Origin of the sequence: Castellaniella sp., from assembly GCF_049673105.1 — a bacterium.
Lineage (GTDB): Bacteria > Pseudomonadota > Gammaproteobacteria > Burkholderiales > Burkholderiaceae_B > Castellaniella.
Map to the genome: position 1 here is coordinate 43,712 of NZ_JBATXG010000025.1, position 26,556 is coordinate 70,267.

Here is a 26,556-nt window from a genome sequence, read left to right on the forward strand (position 1 = left end):
GCGGCCTGTGGCGCTCAGGTCGCCGTCAGCGCCCGTCCGCAGGCCACGCCGGACGCCCAGGCCCATTGGAAGTTGTACCCCCCCAGCCAACCGGTGACGTCCACGGCTTCGCCCACGATGTACAAACCCGGACAACGATGCGCCTGCAGGCTGCGTTGATCCAGTTCATCGGTGTCCACGCCGCCCCGCATGACTTCGGCTTTCTTGTAGCCCGCCGTGCCGGTGGGCCATAAGGTCCACCCGTGGATACCGTCTCCCAGGGCGCGCAAGCGGCGATCCGGCACATCCGCCAGGCGCAGGCCGCCCAGGCCGGCGGCGTCCGGCCGAGGGGCGCCGCGACCGGGGAGGCTTGCCACCGGGGCATCTGCCTCCCCTGCCAGCCAGGCCTCGGCCAGGCGGCGGGGCCAGATGCTGGACAAGGCGGTCAACACCGTCTGACGGCTGCCGGATTTGGCGGCGACCAGGGCGTCGCTCATGGCCTGCCCCGGCGCCAGATCGACCTGAATCGGATCGCCCGGCTGCCAATAACTGGAAATCTGCAGGATGCCGGGGCCGGACAGGCCGCGATGGGTGAACAGCAGGTCTTCGAGAAATTCAGCGTGATCGGCTTCCCGCCTGCCTTTGCGACCGGCGCGCGGCGAACGGCCTGCGGCATTGCCAGCCCCAGGCGCAGACACGGACTGCGCGGTAGCCTCGGGCGGACGCGGTGTATGCGACAGGCGCACTTCCAGCGCCACGCCAGACAGCGCGGCATACGGCTGCCACTGCGCGGCATCGAAAGTCAGCGGCACCAGGGCCGGGCGCGGCTCGACGATGCGCAAGCCGAACTGGCGGGCGATGCGCAGGCTGAAATCCGTCGCGCCCAATTGGGGAATGGCCATGCCGCCAGTCGCCAGCACCAATTGCGCGGCCCGGATCGGCCCGGCATCGGTGGTCAGCAGAAAACCCTCGGTCTCGTGCGATACGGACTGCACACTGCACGGCATGCGCCAGGCCACGCCGCCGGCTTCGCACTCGCGCCGCAGCATATCGATGATGGATTCACTGGAATCATCGCAGAACAACTGCCCGCGGTGCTTCTCATGCCAGGACACGCCGTGCGCACGCAGCAGATCCAAGAAATCCTGCGGCCCATAGGCCCGCAAGGCCGAGCGGCAGAAGTCCGGATTCCGCGACAGAAATTGGGCGGGGCCGGCGCCCAGGTTGGTGAAATTGCAGCGCCCGCCCCCGGAAATGCGGATTTTTTCGGCCAGCTTTGTGGCGTGATCGACCAGCACCACCCGCAGGCCGCGCTGACCAGCCACGGCGGCGGCCATCATACCGGCCGCCCCCGCCCCGACGACGGCGACGTCGAACGCAGGCTTCACTCGCGAATGCAGTCCACGTAGTAATGGCGCCGGTCATGCTCGTCCAGCTCGTAGGCCAGACCATGCACGTCGGTCTCGAAGCCCGGAAACTGTTGATTGAATTCCCGGGTGAACTTCAGATAATCGACGATGTCGCGGTTGAAGCGCTCGCCCGGAATCAGCAGGGGGATGCCCGGCGGATAGGGGGTCAGCAGCACGCCCGTGACGCGGCCTTCCAGTTGTTCCACCGGCACGCGCTCGACTTCGCGGTGCGCCATGCGCGCATAGGCATCCGCCGGACGCATGGCAGGCACCATGTCGCTCAGGTAGACCTTGGTGGTCAGGCGGGCGAAATCGTAGTGGCGATAGGCCTCGTGGATTTCCTGGCACAGATCGCGCAGCCCCATCTTTTCGTAACGCTTGTGCGCCCGGTGGAATTCGGGCAGGACCCGCCACAAGGGCTGGTTGCGGTCGTAATCGTCCTTGAACTGCTGCAAGGCGGTCAGCAGCGTATTCCAGCGGCCCTTGGTGATGCCGATGGTGAACAGAATGAAGAACGAGTACAGGCCGGTCTTTTCGACCACCACGCCGTGTTCCACCAGGTAGCGCGACACCAGAGCCGCCGGGATGCCGGTGTCGGCAAAGGTGCCGGAAATATCCAGGCCCGGCGTGACCACCGTGGCCTTGATCGGGTCCAGCATGTTGAAGCCATCGGCCAGATCGCCGAAACCGTGCCATTCATCGCCCGACGCCAGAAGCCAGTCATCACGATTGCCGATGCCTTCGGGGACCAGCCGGTTGGGGCCCCAGACCTTGAACCACCAATCGTTCTTGCCGAACTCGGATTCGACCTTGCGCATGGCGCGGCGGAAATCCAGGGCCTCGCGGATGGATTCCTCGACCAGGGCGGTGCCGCCAGGAGGTTCCATCATGGCCGCGGCCACATCGCAAGACGCGATGATGGCGTACTGCGGCGACGTGGACGTGTGCATCAGGAACGCTTCGTTGAAGATATTGCGGTCCAGCTTGCGGGTTTCCGAGTCCTGCACCACGATCTGCGAGGCCTGCGACAAGCCGGCCAGCAGCTTGTGCGTGGAGTGCGTGGCGTAGACCATGGTGTCATGGCTGCGCGGGCGATTGGGCCCGATGGCGTGCATGTCTTCGTAGAACTCGTGGAAGGCGGCATGCGGTAGCCAGGCTTCGTCGAAATGCAGGGTGTCGATTTCCGATCCCAACTTTTCCTTGATCATTTCGACGTTGTAGATCACGCCGTCGTAGGTGCTTTGCGTCAGCGACAGGATGCGCGGGCGCTTGTTGACGGCTTCGCGGGCAAAGGGGTTGGCCTCGATCTTTTTGCGGATGTTTTCCGGATCAAATTCCTCTAGCGGAATCGGCCCGATGATGCCCAGATGGTTGCGTGTCGGACGCAGAAACACCGGGATGGCGCCCGTCATGGTGATGGCGTGCAGAATGGATTTGTGGCAGTTGCGATCCACCACCACCACGTCGCCCGCCGCGACGTTGGCGTGCCAGACGATCTTGTTGGACGTGGACGTGCCGTTGGTGACGAAAAAGCAGTGGTCCGCATGAAAGATGCGGGCGGCGTTGCGTTCGGACTCGGCCACCGGGCCGGTATGGTCCAGCAACTGGCCCAGTTCGTCGACGGCATTGCAGACGTCGGCGCGCAACATGTTTTCGCCGAAGAACTGATGGAACATCTGCCCCACGGGACTTTTCAGAAACGCCACCCCGCCGGAATGCCCAGGGCAGTGCCAGGAATAGGACCCATCGGACGCATATTCCAGCAATTCGCGGAAAAACGGCGGCGCCAGGCTGTCCAGGTAAGCACGCGCCTCGCGGATGATATGACGCGCCACGAATTCGGGCGTGTCCTCGAACATATGGATGAAACCGTGCAGCTCGCGCAGGATATCGTTGGGGATATGCTGCGACGTGCGCGTCTCGCCATACAGATAAATCGGGATGTCTTCGTTGCGAAAACGCAGTTCGCCGATGAAGGAGCGCAGATTTTTAATGGCGTTGGCGACGTCTTCGGGGGAATCCTCGTCGAATTCCTCGTCGTCGATCGACAAAATGAAGGCGCTGGCGCGGCTTTGCTGCTGCGCAAAGGAACTGAGATCACCATAGCTGGTGACGCCCAGGACTTCGACGCCCTCGGCCTCGATGGCCGACGCCAGGGCGCGGATACCGAAGCCCGATGCGTTCTCGGAACGATAGTCTTCGTCGATGATGACGATGGGAAAGCGGAATTTCATGGCAATCACCGTAAGAGCCGCCTGCGCGACCCGACATGCCCCCCGTCCTGCCTCGGACCGGGAGCCTTCAGCGTTTGGGAATCAGGTGCGCGGCAGCGTCACCCCTTGTTGCCCTTGGTATTTACCGCCCCGGTCGGCGTACGAAGTCTCGCAGACCTCGTCACTTTCAAAGAACAGCATCTGGGCGCAGCCCTCGCCGGCATAGATCTTGGCCGGCAACGGCGTGGTGTTGGAAAATTCCAGCGTCACGTGGCCTTCCCATTCGGGTTCCAGCGGCGTGACGTTGACGATGATGCCGCAGCGGGCATACGTGCTTTTACCCAGGCAGACGGTCAGCACGGTGCGCGGAATGCGAAAATATTCGACCGTGCGCGCCAGCGCAAAGGAATTCGGCGGGATGATGCAGACATCGCCTTCGAAATCCACGAAAGAGCGTTCATCGAAGGCCTTGGGGTCGACGATGGACGAATTGATATTCGTGAAAATCTTGAATTCACGGGCACAGCGCACATCGTAACCATAGCTGCTGGTGCCGTAGCTGACAATTTTCTGCCCGTTGACCATACGCACCTGGCCGGGCTCGAAAGGCTCGATCATCCCGGCCTGCGCCGCGCTGCGAATCCAGCGGTCGTTCTTGATGCTCATGGACACCCTCAATTCAATGTTGCCGTATTTTAAGAGAAAACCCCCGTCCGTCGACCCTGTCTTATCGCCGTCGGGATTCAGTCACGGGAAAACCAGCGATAAACCAGCGCCAGGCCGCTGGTCGTGCCTGCCGCCACTTCGGCGCGCCAGCCCCGCATCAAGCGGTAACTGAGCCGGGCGACCGTACCGGTTTGCGCCAGGGCCTGTTCCAGGCTGACGCTCAAATCCTTGCTGAGCGTCTTGCTGGCCATCACGAAACGTTGCTCGATGGCGCTGGCCCCGGCATCCAGGCCGCTGACCACGCTTTCAACCGGCAGAATACTGCCGGTGCTGCCCAATTCGCCGGACCGCATACTGAGTTCATCCAAGCCGAAACGCTTGTAAAAGGGCTCGCCGCCCGACAAAAAGGAACTGCCGACCGAAAACAGCAGCGACATGTCGCCACCGGCATCGTCAGGTCCGTGGCCCAGCAACAGCCAGGTCAGTTTTTCGGTCTCGCTGACATCCGGAATCGACACCAGATCGATGCGGGGTCGCCGCGCCGTCCCGGCCACCTGCACGCCGGCCTGCACGGCCACGTCCGTGCGCAGGGCCTGGATGTCCAGCACGGGGTTGCCGATGTCGCCCTGGAAGGTCACGGTCCCCCGGCGCAACTGCAGATGCTGGCCGTAGGCGTCGATGGCGCCCCCGCGTGTGCGCAACGCCCCCAGGGCAGTCAGTCTGCCCTGGTTCAGGCGCAGATTCAGGCTGCCGATCAAGCCGGAATCCAGGCCATAGCCGGTCAGATAAAAGCGCGGCCCCAGATCGATCGTCAGATCGGCGCGCATATCCAGTGGCGGCCCCTGGGTCGGGGCCGGCGCCTTTTCACCGTGCTTGAGCACCACCACGTCGCTGTCCAGGGACGGAATGTTGTTCAGCATGTCCAGATCGAACCAGCCGGCATCGGCGGTGATCTTGCCGGTCAAATCAATGCGCGGCAGACTGGCGCGGATCTGCAGATCGCCGCTGATCATGGCGTAGCGATCCGAACGCTGCAAAATGGGGTAGCGGGAAAAGGCGATCTGCGCCTGCCCGGCCTCCCCGCTCAAATCCCACTGCCCGCTGACATCCAGCTGCCCGTTCTGGGCATCCGGATTGTCGGCGACCCAGGTTGCCGTACGCCATTCTTTGGGCGCCACCCGGCGCACTGCCGGGAAGCGCAGATGGTCCAGCACCAGCCGCGTGCCATCGAAGCGCGCCTGCAAAGTGCCATCCATCAGGCGCACCCCCTGATCGGCGATCAGCACGCGGATGCCCTCGCCCTGCAGAGGACCGCTCAAGGTCCAGCCGCCCCGCGCCAGGCTGCGGCCCGTGATGTCGGCATGGACGGTGCCGCCGACTTCCGCTGCGCCGTCCAGCAGCAGATTCACCCAGGCCAGGTCTTCGGATTCGGCCTGCAGGCGGACATGCTTTTCATCCTGAGGCCGAATGCTCAAGCCCCCGCCCGCATCGGCATGCAGCGGCGTATCGGCCTGCAGGCGCAATTTGCCCATGTCTCGTGTATCGACTTGCAGATCCAGGGCGACCTGGCTGGTGGTCGCCGCCGTCGGGCGGATAGCCACATCCAGCGTGGCGGTCTCCAGGCCCAGTTCAATGGGCACATCGCCCGGCACGATCAGATCGCCGTCGATACGGGCCAGGCGGATGTTCCCCTGCAAGGCACCGGCAAATTTCAGCTGCCAATTCAGGGCCAGCTGCAGACGACTGCGCTGCGCCTGCTCGGATAAGGCCGTCTGGACGCCGCCTTCTTCCCGGGGGCTGGCCTTGTCCAGCCAGGCCTGCAGCCGGGTGATGCGTTCGGGGGTGACGATCAGCGGATCAATCCGGCCCTGGGTTTCCCACTGGCCCGCCTGACCGGACGAACCCTGATGCTGCAGTTGCAACAGGGACTGCCCATCCAGCAGCACGTCCAGCAGCGCCTGGCCTACTTGCCAGCGGCCCTCGGGATTCATGGCCAGGCTGATGCCGCCCTGGTTGCGCAATTGAACACCCGCGTACTGTAGCTGCAGGGTGGACAAGCGGCCTTGCCAGCCCGCCGCGGGCGAACCGCCGCCCTCTAGAGCCAGCTGCAGATCCAGCGGCGCCTGCCCCGGAATGCCTTCCTGGGCATCCGGCGGCGTGTAACGCCCCTGCAAAGACATGCGTAGCTGGTCCGGCGATCCGTTGGCATCCAGCTTCAGGGTCGCCCCGCCCGGCGTCCCTGGCCAGGCGGCAGCCAAATCCGGCAGCAGCGCCTGCAAGGCCAGCCGGGTCTGGGCGGCAGCAATCGCGCCCCCCAGTTGCAGATTCCCCGCCCCCAGCTTCAGCGCCACATCCAGGCCATCCGCCCGGACGGCCTGCAAGGCCGGCAGCGCCGCGTTGTCGGCATCCAATAAAGGACCCTGCGCATTCGCCAGACGGGCAATGCGAACATGCCCCGCCAGAGGCTGACCATTCCAGCGGCTGGCAGGATCGATCTTCAGCGCCAGCCCCAGGTCCTGTACCTGCTGTCCTGGCGTCAGCCGCAGTTGCAGCTCGCCATCCAGGTCCAGTCGCGTCGGCCCCAGACCGTCAGGCAGCCAGGGCGTCAGGGCCAGACCCCGCGCTTTCAGGGCCGCCTGCACGGGCCGCAGCCCATCCGCCCCGAGCTGTCCGGGTTGAACGCGGAAATCCAGTTCCGCCTGTCCTGGCAGGTTCAGCGTTACCTGGGTCTGCCCCAAGGGAAAGGCTTGCAAAGGAAAGATCTCGGCATCCGCCTGCAGCGTCGCGCCCTCGCCCCGCCCCCGCGCCTGCAGGTGGACGGCATCCAGCGTGCCCGCCAGCCGCAGGTCCAGATCGATCCGGCAGGGCAGGCCGGACGCCGCATCCTGGGGCGTCCCCGGCAACAGGCGTTGAAAGCAGACCGGCGACCCTGGGCCGCGGTCCTGAGCCGACCCATGCAGGTTCAATTCAAACGGCCAGGGGGCGGCCAGGCCGCGCACGGCCAGATTGCCATTGGCCGACAGCAGGGTGGTGCCATGCGCCAACTGCAACTGGTCCAGGGCCACGGTGGCGGTATGGGCATCCAGGGTCAGCGCCGTCGACACCGACAGCAGTTCGACCGGCATCCCGGCATCGCCCGGATGCAGGCCCAGCCCTCCCAGGGACAAGCGATCGACCCGCAGACCCAGCGGCAGCGCCGGCATGCGAAAGGGCTCCGTCGATGCGGGCGTCGGCGCGGCGGATGGCCGCATCGTGAGGTCCACCCGCACCGCCGACAGATCGTTGATGTGCAGACGGCGATCCAGCAATTCGGGCCACAAGGCCTTCAGGTGCAAACCCACCACCCGGATGTCCATATCGGGCAGGGAGAGATTCAGGCCCTCGATATACAGCCCCTGGCGGATGGATCCGCGCACCCCCTGGACCTGCCCGTCGAACTGGGCCACCGCCGTGCGCAACAGCCAGCGGGTGCCGACGGGGCTGGCCACACACCACCAGGCAAAGCCCAGGATCAACACCAGGGCCATCACCACCGCAGGCAAGCCCCACAACCAGAACACCCGCAGGCTGCGCCGGAGCCGATTGCGCCATTGCGTCAGCCGGTTCAAAACGCGATCCCCAATGAAAACTGCAGGCGCAGGCGGCGATCTTTCTGCGCCCAGGCCAGATCGATGTTGAACGGGCCGGCAGGCGTGCGCACCGCCACGCCGGCCCCGTAGCCGAGATGCCAGTCGAACTGGCCAAAGGAAGGCGCGGCGTCGCCCGCATCCACGAACACGTTGGCGCCCAAGAGTTCGGTGAAATAATGCGTGTATTCGATGCTGACGACCCCCAACGCGGGAGCGCCGATGACGGCATCACCGCGCTGCAGGCCGATGCTCTGGTAGCGATAGCCGCGAATGCTGCGCGACCCCCCGGTGCGCCAGGAAAAATCCTGCGGCAGCCGCTGGGTGTCCGACCAGACCTTGCCGATTTCACCCCGCACGGTCAACACGTCCCGGTCGCTCAGGGGCCACCATTGCTGGGCTCGCAGACTGCTGCGGTAAAAGGGCTGGCCGTCGTCCAGCGTCGTCCCCACCCCCAGGCCGAATTCGATCAGATTGCCTTCGCGCGGATCGTATTTGGCATTGACGTCTCGCCGCAGCCATTGCCAGGTTGCCGCCCAACTGGGCACTTCATAGCGATAGGCGCCCGCGATCCGGGTCTTGTCGTAAGCAACCAACGCAGCCCAGGCGGTTTCGTATTCCACGCGGCTATCGCCCGCAGCCTTGCGCTGCTGGGTGCGCTTCCAGCCCACGCCGGCGCGGCTCGTCTCCAGCCCTTCGATATCCGAATGGTCGTACAACACCCCGAAACTGTCCTTGTAGCCCGACAAAGTAGGCGGCAGGTGTACGTCGAAGAATGCCCGCTGGCGTTTCTGGTCCACCCCCGCCCCGGTCTCGATCCAGACCGGCAGTCCATAGACGACATTCTGCCGGTACAGGCCTTCGACCCGCACCCCATGATCGCTGTCGGCCCCCAGGGACCCGCTGACGTAGCGGGCAGGCGCTTCCGTGACCTGGACGCGCACAGGCAAAGACACGGGTTGATTGCCCTCTGGCCGGACAGCGGGCGCCGCCACGCCTGCCTCGGCATCTGGCCGGCCATCTGCCGGGGCGCCCGCGTCGGTCGGGACAGCGCCGTCCGACAGTGTCACAAAGGCGCCCCGGAAAAACGTCGTGGACTGCAAGGCCTGCTGCCAGTCTTCCAGTTGAGTCTGGTCGTATGGATCGCCGGGCGTATAGCGCACATACCGGTTGATCAGGGAGACAGGCACCCGCTTCAGACCGATCACCTGCAATTCGCCCAAGCGCACTGGCGGGCCGCTATCGACCGTGACGTCCAGATCGGCCTGCGCCGCCTGGGGATCCACCACGGCCCGCGTCGGATGCAGGCGGGCGAAATAGAAATCCCGTTCCACTACGGCATCCAGCAGATCGGATTTGGCCGTGTGCCAATCGTCGTTGATAAAAGGCATGCCGGGCTTCAGCAGCCAACCGGCTTTCAGGGCATTCTGACGACCGGCATAGCCTGGCTCCGCCAACGCCCCCTGAAAGGACAGCCCCAACTGACGCACCCGGGTGCGGACGCCGGGATCGATCGTGATTTCCCAGAATTCGCCGCCATTGGGCGCGCCATCGGACACATCCAGCGTGACTTGGGCGGCAAAGTAGCCTTGGGTCTGCAAGGCCGCCTGGGCCGCATCCCAGGCCCGCCGTCGCAGGCGCGAGACTTCGCGAACGTCCTGGTCCTCGGCCAGGCGCGTGATGGCGCCGACAGCTTCGGTGATGGCTTGCAGCACTTTGGGCGGCGAGCCGCCGGGGTCGATGATGACTTCAGGGCGCACCGCCCAGGCGGGCCGACTGAACAGCAGCGCCAGCATCAGACAGCAGACCCTGCATCCCACAAGGCGCCGGGCCATTCTTGTGCGCCGCTGCAATGCGCAAGAATGGCCCGTCACGGAAATCGGGTTCTGCCCCTGGCGCATCAGGTCTGGCGTGCCACGACCTTGGGTCGCGTCCCGGAATCATCCAGAGGCTGGCCTGCCACATGAATCGCCAGCTGACGGGCGATCTGGTGATACAGCGCCGCTGCTTTACCATCGGGCGAGGCCACCACGCTGGGCCGACCGGAATCGGTTTCCTGGCGGATGTCGAGCTGCAGCGGCAAGGCGCCCAGCCACGGCAAGTGATAGGTGGTGGCCAGCTGGCGACCGCCATTCTGCCCGAAAATGGGTTCGGCATGCCCGCAGTTCGAGCACACATGCACGGACATGTTTTCTACGATTCCCAACACCGGGACATCCACCTTTTGGAACATGATCAGGCCCTTGCGGGCGTCGGCCAAGGCCAGGTCCTGCGGGGTGGTGACGATGATCGCCCCTGTCAGCGGGACCTTTTGCGACATGGTAAGCGCAATATCGCCGGTTCCGGGCGGCATGTCCACAATCAGGTAGTCCAGGTCGCTCCAATTTGTAAGAGACAGCAACTGCGTCAGCGCCTGCGTCACCATCGGGCCACGCCAGATCGCCGGCCCATCGTCGTCCATCAGAAAACCGATGGAATTGGCCTGCAGACCGTGACCGATCAGCGGTTCCATGCTTTTGCCATCGGTGCTTTTGGGCTTGCCCGACAGCCCCAGCATGATCGGCACGCTGGGGCCGTAGATATCGGCATCCAGCAAGCCGACCCGCGCGCCTTGGGCCTGCAGGGCCAGCGCCAGGTTCACCGAGGTCGTGCTTTTGCCCACCCCGCCCTTGCCGGAGGCCACGGCAATGATGTTGCGCACGGAATCCAGCGGTCGCAAACCGCGCTGCACCGCGTGGGTGGCGACCTTTGAACGGAAGGTCAGTGTGCCCAGGGGAATGCCTGCGGCGTCCAAGGCGGCCTGAATCACCTCGCGCAGCGCCGGTTCGCCATTGAATACGGGATAGCCCAGGGTTACAGTGAGATCAAATGCATTGTTCGCCGCCGTAATCTGTAGTTCGGGTTCCGTCACTGCCAGTGTTTTTCGGGTATCGGGGTTGATCACCCGCGACAAGGCGGAACGGATATCCTGGGGAGTTGTGCTCATGGGGGATCCGGATGAAAACAATCGAAACTACAAGCATAGCGGATTCCCCTGGAAATCCGCAGATTGACCCCAATATGAACATGAGCGCGCATCCGGCCTCTTCATGACAGGCCACGCCGTATCACAGCATGCAACCTTTTCCGGCCCTACAGGTCTCAGACTTATGAACATCATCCAACGAATCCTGCGCGCCGCCCTATTTCTGATCCTGGCCTTTTTCGGCCTGATCATGGCTTTCGTCTTCATGGCCTCGACGATTCTGGCCATCGGCATCCTGTACATCGTGGCCCGCCTGCAAGGCCGTCCCTTCGGCGTCAAGGCCTACTGGGCCGAACGTCGCCGCCCGACCATGCCGACGCGCCCAGGCCCCTGGACTCGCGGAGCCGACCCGGCCCGCCGCCAGGACGTCACCGACATCGAGATGCGCGAAATCCCCTGATCGGGCTGGCATCCCCGGACTGCGCCATCCAACAGGCAGGGCCGGGGCCGTCCCAGGCGTCGCCCCTGGCTGGACTGCTAGAATCAATACTTTTCGACCTTCCGCCCGCCCCTCATGCCGCGCACGATTTTTGTCACCACCGCCCTGCCCTACGCCAACGGGTCCTTTCACATCGGCCACATCATGGAATACATCCAGGCCGACACCTGGGTACGGGCGATGCGCATGGCGGGCCATACCGTGCATTTCGTGGGCGCGGACGACGCCCACGGCGCGCCCATCATGCTCAAGGCAGAGGCCGAAGGCATCACGCCCCAGGCGCTGGTCGCCCGCTACGCCAGCGAACGGCCGAAATACCTGAACGGCTTCCACATCCGCTTTGACCACTGGCACAGCACGGACACGCCGGAGAACGTCGAACTGTCCCAGGACATCTATCGCGCCCTGAAGGCCGCCGGTTTCATCGACAGCCGCGAAATCGAACAGTTCTACGACCCGGTCAAGGGCATGTTCCTGCCCGACCGCTACATCAAGGGCGAATGCCCGCGCTGCCACGCCAAGGACCAGTACGGCGATTCTTGCGAGGTCTGCGGCGCCGTGTACAACCCGACCGAGCTGATCGACCCCTATTCGACCCTGACCAAGGCGCGGCCCGTGCTGCGCAGTTCCGAACATTTTTTCTTCCGTTTGTCCGATCCGCGCTGCGTGGCTTTTTTGCAGGAATGGACCAATGGCCGACGCACCGACGGCACGCCCCGACTGCAGCCGGAAGTCCTGGGCAAGACCCGTGAATGGCTGGGCACGAACGAAGGGGCCGAGGCCAATCTGGCCGACTGGGACATTTCTCGCGATGAACCCTATTTCGGCATTCCCATTCCGGATGCGCCGGGCAAATATTTCTACGTCTGGCTGGATGCACCGGTGGGCTACCTGGCGTCCCTGAAGGCCTACTGCCAGGCGCAAGGGTTGGATTACGACACCTTGCTGGCGCCGGACGGCGATACCGAACAGGTGCACTTCATCGGCAAGGACATCGTCTATTTCCATGCGCTGTTCTGGCCCGCCATGCTGAAATTTTCCGGGCGCAAAGTCCCCGACCTGCTGCACGTGCACGGCTTCATCACCGTCAGCGGCGAAAAAATGTCGAAAAGCCGGGGCACGGGCATTTCCCCGCTGCGCTACCTGGATATCGGCATGGATGCCGAATGGCTGCGCTACTACATCGCCGCCAAGCTGAACGCGCACGTCGAAGACCTGGATTTCAACCCGGATGACTTCATCGCCCGGGTCAACAGCGACCTGATCGGCAAATACGTCAACATCGCCAGCCGGGCAGCCACCTTCATCACTCGTCATTTCGATGGCGCCCTGGCTTACACCGGCGACACGGACGCCCTGCGCACCGAACTGCGCGCCTGCGCCACCGAGGTGCAAGCCGATTTCGAGGCCCGCGAATACGGTCGCGCCATCCGCCGCATCATGGCTCTGGCCGACAAGATCAATCAGGCCTTTGACGCCGCCCAGCCCTGGGTGCTGGCCAAGGGCATCGCCCAGGCCGATCCCGCACAAAAAGCAGCCCTGCAGGACATCTGTTCCCGTGCCTTGGCGGGCTTCCAGTCTCTGTCGGTCATGCTGTCCCCGGTTCTGCCGGCGCTGACGCAGCGCGTCGCCCAGGAACTGTTTGGACGCCCGCAGTCCTACGTCTGGGCGGATGCGGATGATCTGCCCGCCAATATCAACACCTTCAAACACCTGATGCAGCGCGTCGACCCGGCCTTGCTGGACGCGCTGTTCGAGCCGCCCCAAGAAGCCGCCGTCATCCCCGGCGGCGAACCCATCGCCGACATCATCGACATCAAGGATTTCGCCCGTATCGATCTGCGCATCGCCCGCATCGTGGAATGCGCCGAGGTCGAGGGCTCGGACAAGCTGCTGCGCTTATCCCTGGACGCGGGCGAAGGTCGGCTGCGCCAGGTATTTTCCGGTATCAAGTCCATGTACAAGCCCGAAGACCTGACCGGCAAACTGACCGTGCTGGCGGCCAATCTGGCGCCGCGCAAGATGCGTTTCGGCGTCTCGGAAGGCATGGTGCTGGCCGCCAGTCACGCGGATGAAAAGGCCCAGCCCGGCATCTATGTGCTGGAACCCTGGGACGGCGCTCAGCCCGGCATGCGGATCCACTAAGACGGGGGGCGCGGCGCGCCCGCAATGCCGCATAACTGACAGGGGTATCGGTGTACTAGGCCTTTGAACCCCATCCCCTCGTATACTGCTGGGCATGTCTCCCCTGTCCGATACTCACCTTCCCGATACGCCCGAGCGCCAGACCGCCGCTCGCCGCAGCACCTGGGTCAGCGTCTGGGTCAACCTGCTGCTGACCGCCGCCCAACTGGTGATCGGCGTGTTCGCGCATTCCCAAGCCCTGGTGGCCGACGCCATCCATTCCCTGTCGGACCTGGTCTCCGACGGCATCGTGCTGTTTGCCAACAAGCACAGTTCAAAAGGCCCGGATGCCGATCACCCCTACGGACACCTGCGCTTCGAAACCGCCGCAACGCTAGGCATCGGCCTGCTGCTGGCCATTGTCGGCCTGGGCATGCTCTGGCGCAGTTTCGAACGCCTGCAGACCCCGGACCTGATTCCCATGGTCCACCCCGCCGCCTTCTACGTGGCCCTGCTGGCCCTGCTATCGAAGGAACTGCTGTTTCGCTACCTGCTGCGCGTGGCGCACCGGGTGAGGTCCACGATGCTGGTCGCCAACGCCTGGCATGCGCGCTCGGACGCCGCCTCATCCCTGGTGGTGGCGCTGGGGATTGGCGCCAACCTGGCGGGCCTGCCGCTGGCCGATCCGCTGGCCGCGCTGATCGTGGGCCTGATGATCATCCGCATGGGTTGGAAATTTGCCTGGCAGGCATTCAACGATCTGGTGGACCGAGCCGTCGATGACGACACCGAACAGGCCATTCGCGACCGCATTCTGTCCACGCCGGGCGTGCGCGGCATCCACGATCTGCGCACCCGAAAAATGGGTGATATGGTCTGGGTGGAAGTCGACATCGAAATGGATGGCCGACTGACCATCATCGAAGGCCATGCGATTGCCGTCGCCGCCCGCGAACGGGTGATGGCGGATCTGCCGGTCCTGGACGTGATGACGCATTTCGATCCAGTCTGATCAGATCGCTGCGCCGCCCTTACCCGATGTGGGTTTCCCGCAAAGGGCCGCTTGCCGTGTCCATGTGAGCCAGCCCCTGGACAATCCCGCAGGTATCGACCGCCTGAGCCGTCTGGCACTGTTCCCGCAAATCCAGCAACTGACCGCGCAGGTCCTGGAGTTCGCGCAGACGGATGTCCACATGATGGATATGCTCGTCCAGCAAGTGATTGATGGAACCGCAGTCCTGGTCCGGATGATCCACCATGCCCAACAAGGCCCGGATTTCGTCATGGGCCATGTCCAGGCCACGACAGTTACGGATAAAACGCAAACGTTCCAGGTGCGATGCGCCGTATTGCCGGTAATTGCTGCTGGCGTTGCGCACCGGCTCGGGCAGCAGTCCGGCTTTTTCGTAAAAACGAATGGTCTCTGTGGAACAACGCGCGGCGCGGGCCAGTTCACCGATTTTCATAGGGGTACCTCCGGGGGCTTGACCTTGTAGTGACTTCAAGGTGTCCAATGCCATCATAAAACACAGTTTCGGAAACTGCCATGCCCCACGACAAGCACTCCGCGTCCCATTCCCACGTCCCCCCGCCTGCCGGCGCCGCCACAGAACACGCCGGCTGCTGCCACGGTCATGATCATGGCACGGCCCCCCGCTCGGCACCGGGATCGGCTGCGATGGACGATCCTGGTGCCTGGCCGACGACCATCGTCGCCGACGGCTCGGGCCGACGCACCCTGGTTCGCATTCGGCAGATGGACTGCCCGACGGAAGAAGCCCTGATCCGCAAGGCCCTGGGCGCCCTGCCGGTCGTCCAGGATCTGGAATTCGATCTGATGCGGCGCGTGCTGACCGTCACCCATGCGCACGATGCCCTGGACGCCATCCTGACCGCCATCCGCAACCTGGGGTTTGTCCCCGAACCGGTCGATGAAACCGCCCCGCCCACCGCCGAACCGCTGCCCGCTGCCGCCCCCTGGTGGCCGCTGGCCGCCGCCGGCGCCGCCGCCCTGGCCGCCGAACTCGCGCACTGGTTCGATGCGCCCTGGGCGGTCTCCGCCATGCTGGCGGTCGCTGCCATCCTGAGCTGCGGCCTGGGCACCTATCGCAAGGGCTGGACCGCGCTGCGTCACGGTCAATTGAACATCAACGCCTTGATGAGCATCGCCGTCACCGGCGCCCTGGTCCTGGGACAATGGGCCGAAGCCGCCATGGTGATGGTGCTGTTCACCCTGGCCGAACGCATCGAAGCCCGATCTCTGGATCGCGCCCGCCAGGCCGTCCAGAACCTGATGAAACTGGCACCGGAACGCGCCACGGTGCAGCAAGCGGACGGCAGCTGGCAGGATATTCCTGCGCGTGACGTGCCGGCGGGCGCACTGGTGCGCACCCGTCCCGGCGAGCGCATCGCCCTGGACGGCCAGGTCGAGTCCGGGCGCTCCGCGGTGGATCAATCCCCCATTACAGGCGAGAGCCTGCCCGTGGACAAGGCTCCCGGCGACCCGGTGTACGCGGGGACCATCACGGGGGCCGGCGCGCTGGAATACCGGGTGCTGGCCGCCGCAGGCGACACCACCCTGGCGCGCATCATCCGCGCCATTGAATCGGCCCAGGCCTCGCGCGCGCCGTCTCAGCGCTTCGTCGACCGCTTCGCCCGGTACTACACGCCGCTAGTGGTTCTGCTGGCCCTGGCCATCGCCATCGTGCCGCCCCTGCTGGGCATGGGCGGCTGGTATGAATGGACCTACAAGGCGCTAGTCCTGCTGGTGATCGCCTGCCCCTGCGCCCTGGTCATTTCCACCCCCGTCACCATCGTCAGCGGCCTGGCCGCAGCGGCCCGCCACGGGGTGCTGGTCAAGGGCGGCATCTACCTGGAACAAGGCCGGAAACTGGCCTGGATCGCACTGGACAAGACCGGCACCCTGACCCAGGGCCGCCCGGTGCTGACCGAATCACGGGCACTAGGCTCCGTCCCGGCGGAAACCTGCCACGCGCTGGCCAGCGCCCTGGCCGGTCAGTCCGACCACCCGGTGTCCCGCGCGGTGGCCCAGGGCCTGAACACCCCCCCCGCCGACGCGATCCAGAATTTCGAAGCGCTGGCCGGACGCGGCACGCACGGTCGGATCGACGGTGTGGACTACGTGCTGGGCAATCACCGCCTGATCCACGAACAGGGTTTGTGTTCCGCCGCGCTGGAAGCGCAACTGGAAGCCCTGGAACAAACGGGCAAGACGGTCGTCCTGCTGGCCGACGAACAGCGGGTCCTGTCCCTGTATGCGGTGGCCGACACCGTCAAGCCCGAGAGCGCGGCGGCCATCAGCGCCCTGCATGCGCAAGGCGTGCGCACCCTCATGCTGTCGGGCGACAATCCACACACGGCGACCGCGATTGCCGCACAGGTCGGCATCGACCGCGCCGCAGGCAATTTGCTGCCTGAGGACAAGCTACGCGCAGTGGATCAACTGCTCGCGCAAGGCAGCGGCGTCGGCATGGTGGGCGACGGCATCAATGACGCTCCCGCGCTGGCCCGCGCAGACATTGGTTTCGCCATGGGCGCCATGGGCACCGACACGGCGATTGAAACCGCCGACGTCGCCCTGATGGACGACGATCTGCGCAAGATCCCCTGGTTCATCGGCCTGTCGCGAGCCACCCACAGGATTCTGGTCCAGAACATCGCCCTGGCGCTGGGCATCAAGGCTATCTTCCTGGTGCTGACGATCGCCGGCGCAGGCACCATGTGGATGGCCGTGTTCGCCGACGTGGGCGCCAGCCTGCTCGTGGTGGGCAATGGGTTGCGCTTGCTGCGCCACTGAATGCCGTGCGCTAGCCGCCTCGATGCACCAGCAGATCCAGCCGGTAGATGTGCGCGGAGGCGTCTGCCGGCGGATGCTTGTCGGTATAGCGTTTTACCCGCACGATCGCGCGCTCGCCTTCCTGGTGCGCATACCCTTCGATCTGCTGATAGAGCGGGCGCCAATCACTCTGCGGCGGCAACAGGATGCCCGACGCGTCGTAGCGACGCTCGCGTACCTGCAGGCAGCGGTGGTCCGGCATCAGGGGATGACTGCAGGCGACCGAATCGGGCGCGACTTCCAGAAACATTACCTGGCCGGCGCCATAGCGTGCTTCGGGGGTCATCTGCCCCGCAAAGGTCAGCCTGTCGCCCGAGGCATTCAGCAAACTGAGCTGCCTGGCGTCGGTCGTGCCTTCCAGGCGGACCTGCAGGCTGCCCTTCAGGTGCGTCGCAACGGCGGCATCCAATTGCATCAGGTCCGGCGAACATGCCTTCATGGTGCCCGCCAGACCCGTGACGTTCAAGACGCCCGATGCCAGCGCATAGCCCCCGAACTGCTGGTTGCAACCGCCGGCGATATGCAGACTGGATGCCGAGAAGCTCAGTTCCAATGGGCGCCCCACCCCCAGACGCAGGGCCTCGATGGGCTGCCCCGCACGGTCGGTGGCGGCGACCAGGCGCCAAGTGTGGGCGATCAGGATATCCTGATCCTGCGCGTGGTCCTGAGGGGTGATCATGGTTGCCGACGTTCCTGACGATGCGGTTTCGGGAGCGGGCGTCTGGGCACAGGCCCCCAGCAGCAGGGCCAGCGCGGATATTGCAAACGTGCTTTTCATATCAAAGTCACATTCGGATATGGAAGGGTCATGGTAACAGCGTCAGGGTTTATCATGACGCCCTATGAATCCAGCATCCTCGCAACACCATCGCTATCCCCTCTGGGGATTCTGTCTATTCGCCCTGATCGCACTCGTCGGCTTGTACTACGTGAAGTGGTCGCCCTACTACGACCGTGTCTTCATCGCTGAACAGACCGGCTCCATCGGCAATTCCATTCTGAACGGCAGCGATGGAATGGTGCCTGCGCCCTCGCTGCAGGCCGCGCTGGACTACGCCGTCGCCTACGGAAAGGCGATCTGGAAGGCCATGATGCTGGGCTTGCTGCTGGGTTCGGGCCTGCAAGCCCTGCTGCCATCCCCCTGGATTCAGCGCTGGTTAGGCGGCTTTGGCGCCGGCAGCGTTCTGACGGGCAGTCTGCTATCCATCCCCAGCATGATGTGCACCTGCTGCTCCGCCCCCGTTGTGAACGGGCTGAGGGACTGCCGCGCCGCGCCCGGCAGCACGATCGCTTACTGGCTGGGCAACACCATGCTCAACCCGGCTACCCTGGTGTTCATGGGTTTCGTGCTGGGCTGGCACTGGGCGGGGCTGCGGCTGGTCGCGGGACTGGCGATGGTGCTGGGACTAGGCTGGCTGGTGAACCGTCTGAACCGCGGCGACGCCCTGGCCGACGTCTCTGACCTGCCTACTGCCGCGATGCCCGACCAGGCGTCCCTGGGAGCAGGGTCCATCCTGCGGCGCTGGGTGCAGTCTTTCACCGGCATGGCGCTGCGCTTGCTGCCGGAATATCTGATTCTGGTGCTGCTGCTGGGCGCCGTCCGCGCCTGGCTGTTTCCCGTGCTGGACATGAGCATCGACAACAGTCTGCTGTGGATCGCCGGCGCCGCCATCGTCGGCCTGCTGTTCGTCATCCCGACCGCCGGCGAAGTCCCTATCGTCCAGACCATGCTGGCGCTGGGCGTGGCGACCGGGCCGGCCGCCGCATTGCTCGTCACGCTGCCGCCCGTCAGCCTGCCTTCGCTGGCCATGGTCGCCAAGTCATTCCGACGTCGGGATTTGACCGTGATCATCCTGGGCATTGCGATCCTGGGCATGCTGACGGGCGGCGCTGCCATCACGCTGGGTTTCTGAAGATCACGCCAGCGATCCGCCGCGCGGGACCGGGCCGGCTCAGTCCTCGACCGTCGCCTGGGCGAGCCTCTGGATAGAGATCGGCGCGCAACCCTCGGCATCGTTGCTGACGGTCACATAGACGGGCTGACCCGCGCCCGCGATGCCGCGCATGGCGCGCGCCAGCACGGCGCGGGTGTGAAGGTCTTCGTTGACGATGGCATTGAACGGGGCGTGCTGCTTCTGCGCATCGGCGTAGCCATAAGCGCCAAAGATGCGATTCAGGCTCCACCGACACACCAGCGGGCCAGGCCATAGGGCGCGCAGCAGGGGCAGTTGCTCTTGAATCGGCGGCATTTTGGCATGCAAGCCCAGACAGAAGGTAGCGTCATGCGCCCGGAGCACATCGACCAGCGCCTGGCCCAAGAGCTCAGGGTCCCGGACCTCCACGGCGACAATCACAGCGGCCTGTGCGGACAAGGCCTGCCGGACGGCGGCCAGCATCTGGTCCAGTCTTTCCCACAGCGCCAGGGGGCGACCGAGCCAGTTCCAAGGCAGCGGACTCAACTGGAAAACGAGTACGCCCAGTTTGGCGCCCAGGCCATCCAGCGCCGGCTGCACGAAACGCTCGACGGCCAGTTGCGCATCGAGAAAATCCGGATTGGCCTTCAGCGCCTTGCCTTCCTCGCCGCGCACCTGAGCGTCGGTGACGAGAGCCGGACACTTCACGACGAAACGAAAGTCCTCGTCGACCTGGCCCGCATACGCGGCATACTGGCTGGCCGTCAGCGGGCGCCAGAAGCTGCGGTCGACGCAGATCGTGCGCAGCAGCGGATGCTGGTGGTAGGCCTCAAGCCCATGCTTGGACAAAGTGCTTGGGTCGTAGTCGCCATCCCAGACCAGGCCATCCCAGCCTGGGTAGGACCAGGTGGAGGCCCCGACACGCACCTGCGCCGAAAGCTGCTGCGCCAGTTCGCGCCAGGACTCGGCAGCCGGCGCAGGGCGCACCTTGGCCTTGCGGCGACGGACCGAGGACGCCGGCTGCTCATGAGAGGTGGTGCTGACCGACTGATCGGCCAGCACCGGCGGAAGGGTTTCCCCGAAAAGATCGCCTTGCATGGGTTCAACGGACGCTGAGACAGGCTCAAGCGTACCGCATCCCCTGTCCCGCCCGCCGGGGCGGCGGGCGGGACGGTCAGCGGGCCGTCGCGGCCTCGACTACCGGAATGCGCCCGAAGTTGCCGCTGCGGAAGTCGTCCAGCGCCTGCCGGATTTCCGCTTCGCTGTTCATGACGAACGGCCCATAGCCCACGACAGGCTCATCGATCGGCTCGCCCGACAGCCACAACAGCGTGGCCTCGTTGTTGGCCTCCAGGTGCACCGCGTCGGCCTCGCGGTCCATGTGCACCAGCTGGCCGGCGCGCACGACTTCCTGCCCGTTGATCAGCACCGTGCCGTGCAAGACCACCAGCGCCAGGGTATGGCCTGGACGGGCCGGCAGCTCGGTCGCGGCGCCGGTCCGCAGCCGCACGTCCCAGACATCGATCGGCGTGAACGTCCGGGCAGGACCGCGGCTGCCGCCATAGTTCCCGGCAATGACGCGCAAATGACCGGCGCCGTCGGGCAGGTCGATCTGCGGGATATCGGCATTCAGCAGGGTCTGGTAACCGGGAGCGGACATCTTGTCCCGGGCCGGCAGATTGACCCACAGCTGCACCATCTCCAGCGGGCCGCCGCGCTTGGCGAAGGCTTCGGAGTGATATTCCTCGTGCAGAATGCCCGAGGCCGCCGTCATCCACTGGACATCGCCGGGGCCGATGGTGCCGCCCGCGCCCGTGGAATCACGGTGCGCCACTTCGCCCTCGTAGATGATGGTCACGGTCTCGAACCCCCGGTGCGGGTGCTCGCCCACGCCACGTCGCGCCCCTGTAGGCGTGAAGTTTTGGGGACCCGCATGATCCAGCAGCAAAAAGGGGCTCAGCGCCTGGCCGTGGTTGTCGTAGCTGAATAGCGAACGCACGGGGAAGCCGTCGCCCACCCAATGCGGGCGCGGCGCTTCGTATACACCGAGGATTTTCTTGAGCATGGTCTTTCTCCTTGCGATGGGGCTGGGTCTTGGAGTCCGCAGCCGGTTTTGAACATAGTGTGATTATGATTTTGGAACGATAATCTGTGTAGACCCTAAAATTCACTCTTAGTGTTCTATATTTGAAACTATGAAACTGCCTGATCTGAATGAGCTGTACTACTACGCCAAGGTCGTGGAACACGGCGGATTCGCACCGGCAGGCCGCGCTCTGGGTATTCCCAAATCCAAGCTCAGCCGCCGCGTAGCCTTGCTGGAAGAACGCCTGGGAACACGGCTATTGCTGCGTTCCACGCGCAGCTTTTCCGTGACCGAGGTCGGCAAACGCTATTACGAGCACTGCCGCGCCATGCTGATCGAGGCCGAGGCCGCAGAGGAATCCGCCGCGCTCGCGCATGCCGAACCCTGCGGCGTGGTCCGCCTGAGCTGCCCGGTCGCCCTGCTGGCTGCGCGTGTCGGCGGTTTCCTGGGCGAATTCATGCAGCAATACCCTCAGGTTGAATTGCAGGTGGACGAAACCAACCGCCGCGTGGACGTGGTGGGGGAAGGCCTGGACATGGCGATCCGCGTACGCCCGCCGCCATTGCAGGACAGCGATCTGGTCCTGCGCATCCTGGCCGAACGCAAACAGTGCCTGGTGGCCAGCCCCGCCTTGCTGCAGCGCATGGGCGCCCCTGCCGGGCCAATGGACCTGGCCGGCTGGCCCAGCCTGGACATGGGGGTGCCGCAGGAAACCCACCGCTGGGTGCTGCACGGCCCCGACGCCACCCGCACCGAAGTCCGCCATCAGCCCAAGCTGGTCACGCAATCCATGCAGGCGCTGTGCGACGCCGCGCTGCTGGATGCGGGTGTCGTGCAATTGCCGACTATGTTCGTGCAGGAATTTCTACGCAGCGGCGCACTGGTGCGGGTGCTGCCAAGCTGGGCGCCCCGGTCAGAAATCATTCATGCCGTCTATGCATCCCGGCGCGGCCAGCTGCCCGCCGTGCGCGCTTTACTGGACCATCTGGCTGCGCGGTTCGAGGCCTTGCTGGAAGAATGAGGCGCCGGCGGCTTCCGCCACGGTGTGTTGGGTCGACCCAGGTGCGATGTGCGTTCGCAGGCCTAAAAACAAAAGACCCGAACGGAAGGCCGGGTCTTTGCGAGTCCTGGAGCGGGTGATGGGAATCGAACCCACGACGGAAGCTTGGGAAGCTTCAGTTTTACCATTAAACTACACCCGCAATCGATGCAATCGATTGATGCACAAGGATTTATGGGTAAAATTGAAGACCACGAAAATCCCTGAAGCCCTGCATTTTACAGCATTTTGAATCTCCCAAAGCCCCCCCCTCCCATCGTCACGGCCCAGACGCCTTCGGGCAGCACGCATATCCGCAGCTTCGTCCACCGCCGCGCCCACATCACGCCCAGCCAGGAACAAGCGATCGCGGAATGGCTGCCGCGCTGGTCGATCCGCTACCAGAACACGCCGCTGGACCTGGCTGCCGCCTTTGGCCGTTCGGCGCCCACGATTCTGGAAATCGGCTTCGGCATGGGCGAAACCACCCAGCAGATCGCCCAGGCGCGGCCCGGCGACAATTTCCTGGGGGTGGAAGTCTTCAACGCGGGCGTGGGCGCGTTGCTGAAACGCATCCACGAACACGAACTGGACAACATCCGCATCATTCAGCATGACGCGGTTGAAGTACTGCGCGACATGATCGCGCCGGGGTCGCTGGCTGGCGCGCATATCTATTTCCCCGATCCCTGGCCGAAAAAACGCCACCACAAGCGCCGCCTGATCCAGCCGGCGTTCATCGAGCTGCTGGTCAGCCGCCTGGCGCCGGGCGCCTACATCCACTGCGCCACCGATTGGGAACACTATGCCCAGCAAATGCTGGACGTGCTGTCGGCAGACCCCAAGCTAAGCAATACCTGCGCAAACTACGCGCCCCGCCCCGATTATCGGCCCCTGACGAAATTCGAGAACCGGGGGCTGCGCCTGGGTCACGGGGTGTGGGATCTGATCTTCACGCGGCGCCCGCAGGCCGACGCCGCAAGCAACACAAAGGCAGACTGATGTATCCGGAAATCGAACCCTACGATCAAGGCATGCTGGAAGCGGGCCACGGCCATCGCGTGTACTGGGAACTGTGCGGCAATCCACAAGGCACGCCGGTGGTCTTCCTGCATGGCGGGCCGGGCGCGGGGTGTTCCGTGACGCATCGCCGCGTCTTTGACCCCAGCCGCTACAACATCCTGTTGTTCGATCAGCGCGGCTGCGGTCGATCCACGCCCTCGGCCTGCCTGGAACACAACACGACCTGGGATCTGGTCGCCGACATCGAACGGCTGCGCACCGAGGTCCTGAAGACCGAGGCAATGGTAGTGTTTGGCGGGTCCTGGGGATCCACGCTGGCCCTGGCCTATGCCGAAACCCATCCCGACCGGGTGCGCGCCCTGATCGTGCGCGGGATCTTCCTGCTGCGCCAGGCGGAACTGCGCTGGTTCTACCAGGAAGGCGCATCCTGGCTGTTTCCCGATATCTGGGAAGGTTATCTGGCCCCCATCCCGGAAGCCGAACGCGGCGATCTGATCGCAGCCTACCACCGCCGCCTGACGGGCGACGACCCGCAGGCGCAACTGCAGGCGGCGCATGCCTGGACGCAATGGGAAAGCCACACCATCACCCTGCTGCCCAATCCCCAGCATCAGCAAGCCCACTCCAGCGACCAGTCGGCGCTGGCCTTCGCCCGCATCGAAAATCACTATTTCGTGAACAAGGGCTTCATGGAAGAAGGCCAGTTGCTGCGCGACGCACATAAGCTGGCGGACATTCCCGGCGTGATCGTGCAGGGCCGCTATGACGCCTGCACCCCGGCCAGATCCGCCTGGGATCTGCACAAGGCCTGGCCCAAGGCAGAATTCCACATGATCCCGGATGCGGGCCACGCCTTTGACGAACCCGGCATCCTGAAGCAGCTGCTGGCCGCCACGGATCAATTCGCCTGAAGGAGACCATGCCATGAGCCTGACCATCCATCTGAACGGCCACGAAACCCACCTGGACCAGGTGCAGACCGTGCAAGACCTGATCGTTCACCTGGGCTACCAGGACAAACGCATCGCCATAGAACGCAACGGCGACATCGTGCCACGCAGCCAGCACGGCCAGACCAGCCTGGCCAACGGCGACCGCCTGGAAATCGTGGTGGCGGTGGGGGGCGGGTAACACCGCCCTCATGGCATACTGTGGGCATCCCCTATTCCGAGACGCACCATGAAAGGCCACCCCGAAGTCCTCGCCTACCTGACACGGCAACTGCGCGATGAGCTCGCTGCGCGGGATCAATATTTCATCCATTCCCGGCGCTACCAGGATCTGGGCCTGAGCAAGCTGTTCGAGCGCAACGACCACGAAATGCAGGAAGAAACCCAGCACGCCGACAGCCTGCTGCAACGCATCCTGATGCTGGAAGGCGAACCCGACATGCGGCCCAGCGCGTTTACGCCCGGCACGGACGTGCCAGGCATGCTGCGCGCCGATCTGGATCTGGAATACGAAGTGCGCGCATCCTTGCGCGAGGGCATCGCGCTGTGCGAAAAGCACGCGGATTTCGTCAGCCGCGACCTGCTGCTGCAACAGCTGATCGACACCGAATCCGATCACGCCTACTGGCTGGAAAAGCAGATCGGCCTGATCGAACAAATCGGTCTGGAAAACTATCTGCAGTCCCAGACCTGATCAGGGGCGGGCCTGATCAGCGGAAACCGCCCCGCCCCATTCCGCCCAGGCCCTTCAGCCCGCCCATGGCGCGCATCATTTTTGCCATGCCGCCCTTTTTCATCTGCTTCATCATGCCCTGCATCTGTTCGAATTGCTTGAGCAGACGGTTGACTTCCTGAACCGGCACGCCGGAACCTGCCGCGATGCGGCGTTTGCGCGATGCCTTGATCAATTCGGGCTTGGCGCGTTCCAGCGCCGTCATGGAATTCAAGATGCCTTCGGTGCGGGCCAGCTGCTTTTCCGCCTGGCCGCCCTGCACCTGGGATGCCGCCTGGGCGAACTGCGCCGGCAGCTTTTCCAAGAGCGACCCCATGTCCCCCAGTTTTTTCACCTGCTGCAACTGGTCGCGGAAATCGTTCAGATCGAAACGGTCGCCGGATTTCAGCCGCGCCGCCAGCTTCTGGGCCTCGGCGACGTCGATGTTTTTCTGCGCCTGTTCGACCAGCGACACGATGTCGCCCATGCCCAGAATGCGCTGGGCCATGCGTTCCGGATGGAATGGCTCCAGACCATCCAGCTTTTCGGACATGCCGACGAATTTCAGCGGCTTGCCGGTGATCTGACGCACCGACAAGGCCGCGCCGCCCCGCGCGTCGCCGTCCAGCTTGGTCATCACCACGCCGGTCAAGGGCAAAGCGTCAGAAAACGCGCGCGCCACGTTGACCGCATCCTGCCCCTGCATGGCATCGACCACAAACAGGGTTTCGATGGGGTCCAGCAGTTCGTGCAGCGCCCGGATCTCGTCCATCATGGCCTGATCGATGCCCAGACGGCCTGCCGTATCGACGATCAGCACATCGTAGTGATGGCGGCGGGCGTGATCCAGGGCGTCGCGGGCGATGTCCTGCGGTTTCTGCGTGGTTTCTGTGGGCAGAAAATCGACGCCCACCTGGGCCGCCACGGTCTTCAGCTGATCGATGGCGGCAGGGCGATAGACGTCGGCGCTGACGACCAGCACCTTTTTGCGGCCCGTCTTGCGCCCATGCTGGACGTGGTTGCCCTCGGACAGCCATTTGGCCAGTTTGCCGGTGGTGGTGGTCTTGCCCGCGCCCTGCAGGCCGGCCATCAGGATCACGGCGGGCGGCTGGGCCGCCAGCGACAGTTCGCCGGCCTCGCCCCCCAGATCGCCGCCCATCAGGGCGGTCAGTTCCTTATGGACGATCCCGACCAGAGCCTGGCCAGGGTTCAGGCTGTCGACCACATCCTGCCCCAGGGCGGCGGTCTTGACCCGCCCGACAAAGTCGCGCACCACCGGCAGCGACACGTCAGCTTCCAGCAGGGCCAAGCGGACCTCGCGCAGCATTTCCTGCGTGTTCGCCTCGGTCAGGCGGGCCTCGCCGCGCATCGTCTTGACGATGCGCGACAGACGGGAGGTCAGGTTATCGAGCATGGCGGTTCCACAAAACTGGTTGATCTGTCGGCCAGCGCATAAAATGAAAGCTTTTGGAGGCGCACGCCGTGCGCCGGACACC

The 26,556-nt window shown here is 64.6% G+C and carries 21 protein-coding genes and 1 tRNA gene; 10 read left to right on the forward strand and 12 right to left on the reverse strand.

Features of this window, described 5'->3' with window-relative positions; all coding sequences use genetic code 11:
- Window positions 1-14: 14 nt before the first annotated feature.
- The 6 genes from WBF69_RS09910 to apbC all read right to left on the reverse strand — a co-directional run bounded on the left by WBF69_RS09910 (window position 15) and on the right by apbC (window position 10,879).
- A complete protein-coding gene (locus tag WBF69_RS09910; protein ID WP_424263674.1) occupies window positions 15-1,367 on the reverse strand; it encodes an NAD(P)/FAD-dependent oxidoreductase in 1,353 nt (450 codons plus the stop codon).
- On the reverse strand, window positions 1,364-3,622 hold the full coding sequence (locus WBF69_RS09915; protein WP_424263676.1) for an Orn/Lys/Arg decarboxylase N-terminal domain-containing protein: 2,259 nt from the start codon (window positions 3,620-3,622) through the stop codon (window positions 1,364-1,366). Before WBF69_RS09915 ends, WBF69_RS09910 begins: the two co-directional genes overlap by 4 nt.
- 81 nt (window positions 3,623-3,703) lie before the next feature.
- A complete protein-coding gene (gene dcd, locus WBF69_RS09920) occupies window positions 3,704-4,267 on the reverse strand; it encodes a dCTP deaminase (RefSeq protein ID WP_424263678.1) in 564 nt (187 codons plus the stop codon).
- 77 nt (window positions 4,268-4,344) lie between these two features.
- Window positions 4,345-7,875 carry a translocation/assembly module TamB domain-containing protein gene (locus tag WBF69_RS09925; protein WP_424263680.1) on the reverse strand — a complete coding sequence of 1,177 codons (3,531 nt, stop codon included), beginning with the start codon at window positions 7,873-7,875 and terminating at the stop codon, window positions 4,345-4,347.
- The gene (locus WBF69_RS09930) at window positions 7,872-9,689 is read right to left on the reverse strand and encodes an autotransporter assembly complex protein TamA (RefSeq protein WP_424263682.1); all 1,818 of its coding nucleotides are present in this window, start codon (window positions 9,687-9,689) and stop codon (window positions 7,872-7,874) included. Before WBF69_RS09930 ends, WBF69_RS09925 begins: the two co-directional genes overlap by 4 nt.
- 104 nt (window positions 9,690-9,793) lie before the next feature.
- A complete protein-coding gene (gene apbC, locus WBF69_RS09935) occupies window positions 9,794-10,879 on the reverse strand; it encodes an iron-sulfur cluster carrier protein ApbC (protein WP_424263683.1) in 1,086 nt (361 codons plus the stop codon).
- Between the two features lie 163 nt (window positions 10,880-11,042).
- Here apbC and WBF69_RS09940 point away from each other — a divergent pair, with 163 nt between their 5' ends.
- The 3 genes from WBF69_RS09940 (at window position 11,043) to WBF69_RS09950 (ending at window position 14,493) form a co-directional block, all read left to right on the forward strand.
- On the forward strand, window positions 11,043-11,318 hold the full coding sequence (locus tag WBF69_RS09940) for a hypothetical protein (protein ID WP_424263685.1): 276 nt from the start codon (window positions 11,043-11,045) through the stop codon (window positions 11,316-11,318).
- Window positions 11,319-11,432: 114 nt separating this feature from the next.
- Window positions 11,433-13,502 (forward strand): methionine--tRNA ligase, encoded by a 2,070-nt coding sequence (gene metG / locus WBF69_RS09945; protein ID WP_424263687.1) that lies wholly within the window; start codon window positions 11,433-11,435, stop codon window positions 13,500-13,502.
- Between the two features lie 94 nt (window positions 13,503-13,596).
- A complete protein-coding gene (locus WBF69_RS09950; RefSeq protein WP_424263689.1) occupies window positions 13,597-14,493 on the forward strand; it encodes a cation diffusion facilitator family transporter in 897 nt (298 codons plus the stop codon).
- Between the two features lie 19 nt (window positions 14,494-14,512).
- Here WBF69_RS09950 and cadR read toward each other — a convergent pair whose 3' ends face one another.
- Complete coding sequence (gene cadR, locus WBF69_RS09955) at window positions 14,513-14,947, reverse strand: Cd(II)/Pb(II)-responsive transcriptional regulator (RefSeq protein ID WP_424263691.1); 435 nt, start codon at window positions 14,945-14,947, stop codon at window positions 14,513-14,515.
- Between the two features lie 80 nt (window positions 14,948-15,027).
- Here cadR and WBF69_RS09960 point away from each other — a divergent pair, with 80 nt between their 5' ends.
- Window positions 15,028-17,298, forward strand: a complete 2,271-nt coding sequence (locus WBF69_RS09960) for a heavy metal translocating P-type ATPase (RefSeq protein ID WP_424263693.1) — start codon at window positions 15,028-15,030, stop codon at window positions 17,296-17,298.
- A 10-nt stretch (window positions 17,299-17,308) separates the two neighbouring features.
- Here the strand turns inward: WBF69_RS09960 and WBF69_RS09965 are convergent, their stop codons facing one another.
- Window positions 17,309-18,115: a DUF4377 domain-containing protein gene (locus WBF69_RS09965; protein ID WP_424263695.1), complete on the reverse strand. Its 807-nt coding sequence runs from the start codon at window positions 18,113-18,115 to the stop codon at window positions 17,309-17,311.
- 64 nt (window positions 18,116-18,179) lie between these two features.
- Between WBF69_RS09965 and WBF69_RS09970 the strand changes: the two genes are divergently transcribed.
- Entirely contained in the window at window positions 18,180-19,250 is a 1,071-nt protein-coding gene (locus WBF69_RS09970; RefSeq protein ID WP_424263697.1) for a permease, read from the forward strand.
- A 39-nt stretch (window positions 19,251-19,289) separates the two neighbouring features.
- Here WBF69_RS09970 and WBF69_RS09975 read toward each other — a convergent pair whose 3' ends face one another.
- Together WBF69_RS09975 and WBF69_RS09980 are read right to left on the reverse strand one after the other, a co-directional pair.
- Window positions 19,290-20,348, reverse strand: a complete 1,059-nt coding sequence (locus tag WBF69_RS09975; RefSeq protein WP_424263698.1) for a DUF72 domain-containing protein — start codon at window positions 20,346-20,348, stop codon at window positions 19,290-19,292.
- Window positions 20,349-20,424: 76 nt separating this feature from the next.
- On the reverse strand, window positions 20,425-21,315 hold the full coding sequence (locus WBF69_RS09980; RefSeq protein ID WP_424263700.1) for a pirin family protein: 891 nt from the start codon (window positions 21,313-21,315) through the stop codon (window positions 20,425-20,427).
- A gap of 130 nt (window positions 21,316-21,445) precedes the next feature.
- Here WBF69_RS09980 and WBF69_RS09985 point away from each other — a divergent pair, with 130 nt between their 5' ends.
- On the forward strand, window positions 21,446-22,357 hold the full coding sequence (locus tag WBF69_RS09985) for a LysR family transcriptional regulator (protein ID WP_424263702.1): 912 nt from the start codon (window positions 21,446-21,448) through the stop codon (window positions 22,355-22,357).
- 107 nt (window positions 22,358-22,464) lie between these two features.
- On the opposite strand, the gene WBF69_RS09990 is transcribed toward WBF69_RS09985, so the two are convergent.
- Window positions 22,465-22,538, reverse strand: a tRNA-Gly gene (locus tag WBF69_RS09990).
- 83 nt (window positions 22,539-22,621) lie between these two features.
- Here WBF69_RS09990 and trmB point away from each other — a divergent pair.
- From trmB to bfr, 4 genes are read left to right on the forward strand one after another with little or no spacing between them, the layout of a single operon-like run.
- Window positions 22,622-23,377 (forward strand): tRNA (guanosine(46)-N7)-methyltransferase TrmB, encoded by a 756-nt coding sequence (trmB, locus tag WBF69_RS09995; RefSeq protein ID WP_424263933.1) that lies wholly within the window; start codon window positions 22,622-22,624, stop codon window positions 23,375-23,377.
- Window positions 23,374-24,309, forward strand: coding sequence for a prolyl aminopeptidase (pip, locus tag WBF69_RS10000; protein ID WP_424263935.1), 936 nt, complete (start codon window positions 23,374-23,376; stop codon window positions 24,307-24,309). The genes trmB and pip overlap by 4 nt, the downstream gene beginning before the upstream one ends.
- 19 nt (window positions 24,310-24,328) lie before the next feature.
- Window positions 24,329-24,529, forward strand: coding sequence for a sulfur carrier protein ThiS (gene thiS / locus WBF69_RS10005; RefSeq protein ID WP_424263937.1), 201 nt, complete (start codon window positions 24,329-24,331; stop codon window positions 24,527-24,529).
- A gap of 48 nt (window positions 24,530-24,577) precedes the next feature.
- A complete protein-coding gene (gene bfr / locus WBF69_RS10010; RefSeq protein ID WP_424263704.1) occupies window positions 24,578-25,042 on the forward strand; it encodes a bacterioferritin in 465 nt (154 codons plus the stop codon).
- A 16-nt stretch (window positions 25,043-25,058) separates the two neighbouring features.
- On the opposite strand, the gene ffh is transcribed toward bfr, so the two are convergent.
- Entirely contained in the window at window positions 25,059-26,474 is a 1,416-nt protein-coding gene (ffh, locus tag WBF69_RS10015; protein WP_424263706.1) for a signal recognition particle protein, read from the reverse strand.
- Between the last annotated feature and the right edge of the window lie 82 nt (window positions 26,475-26,556).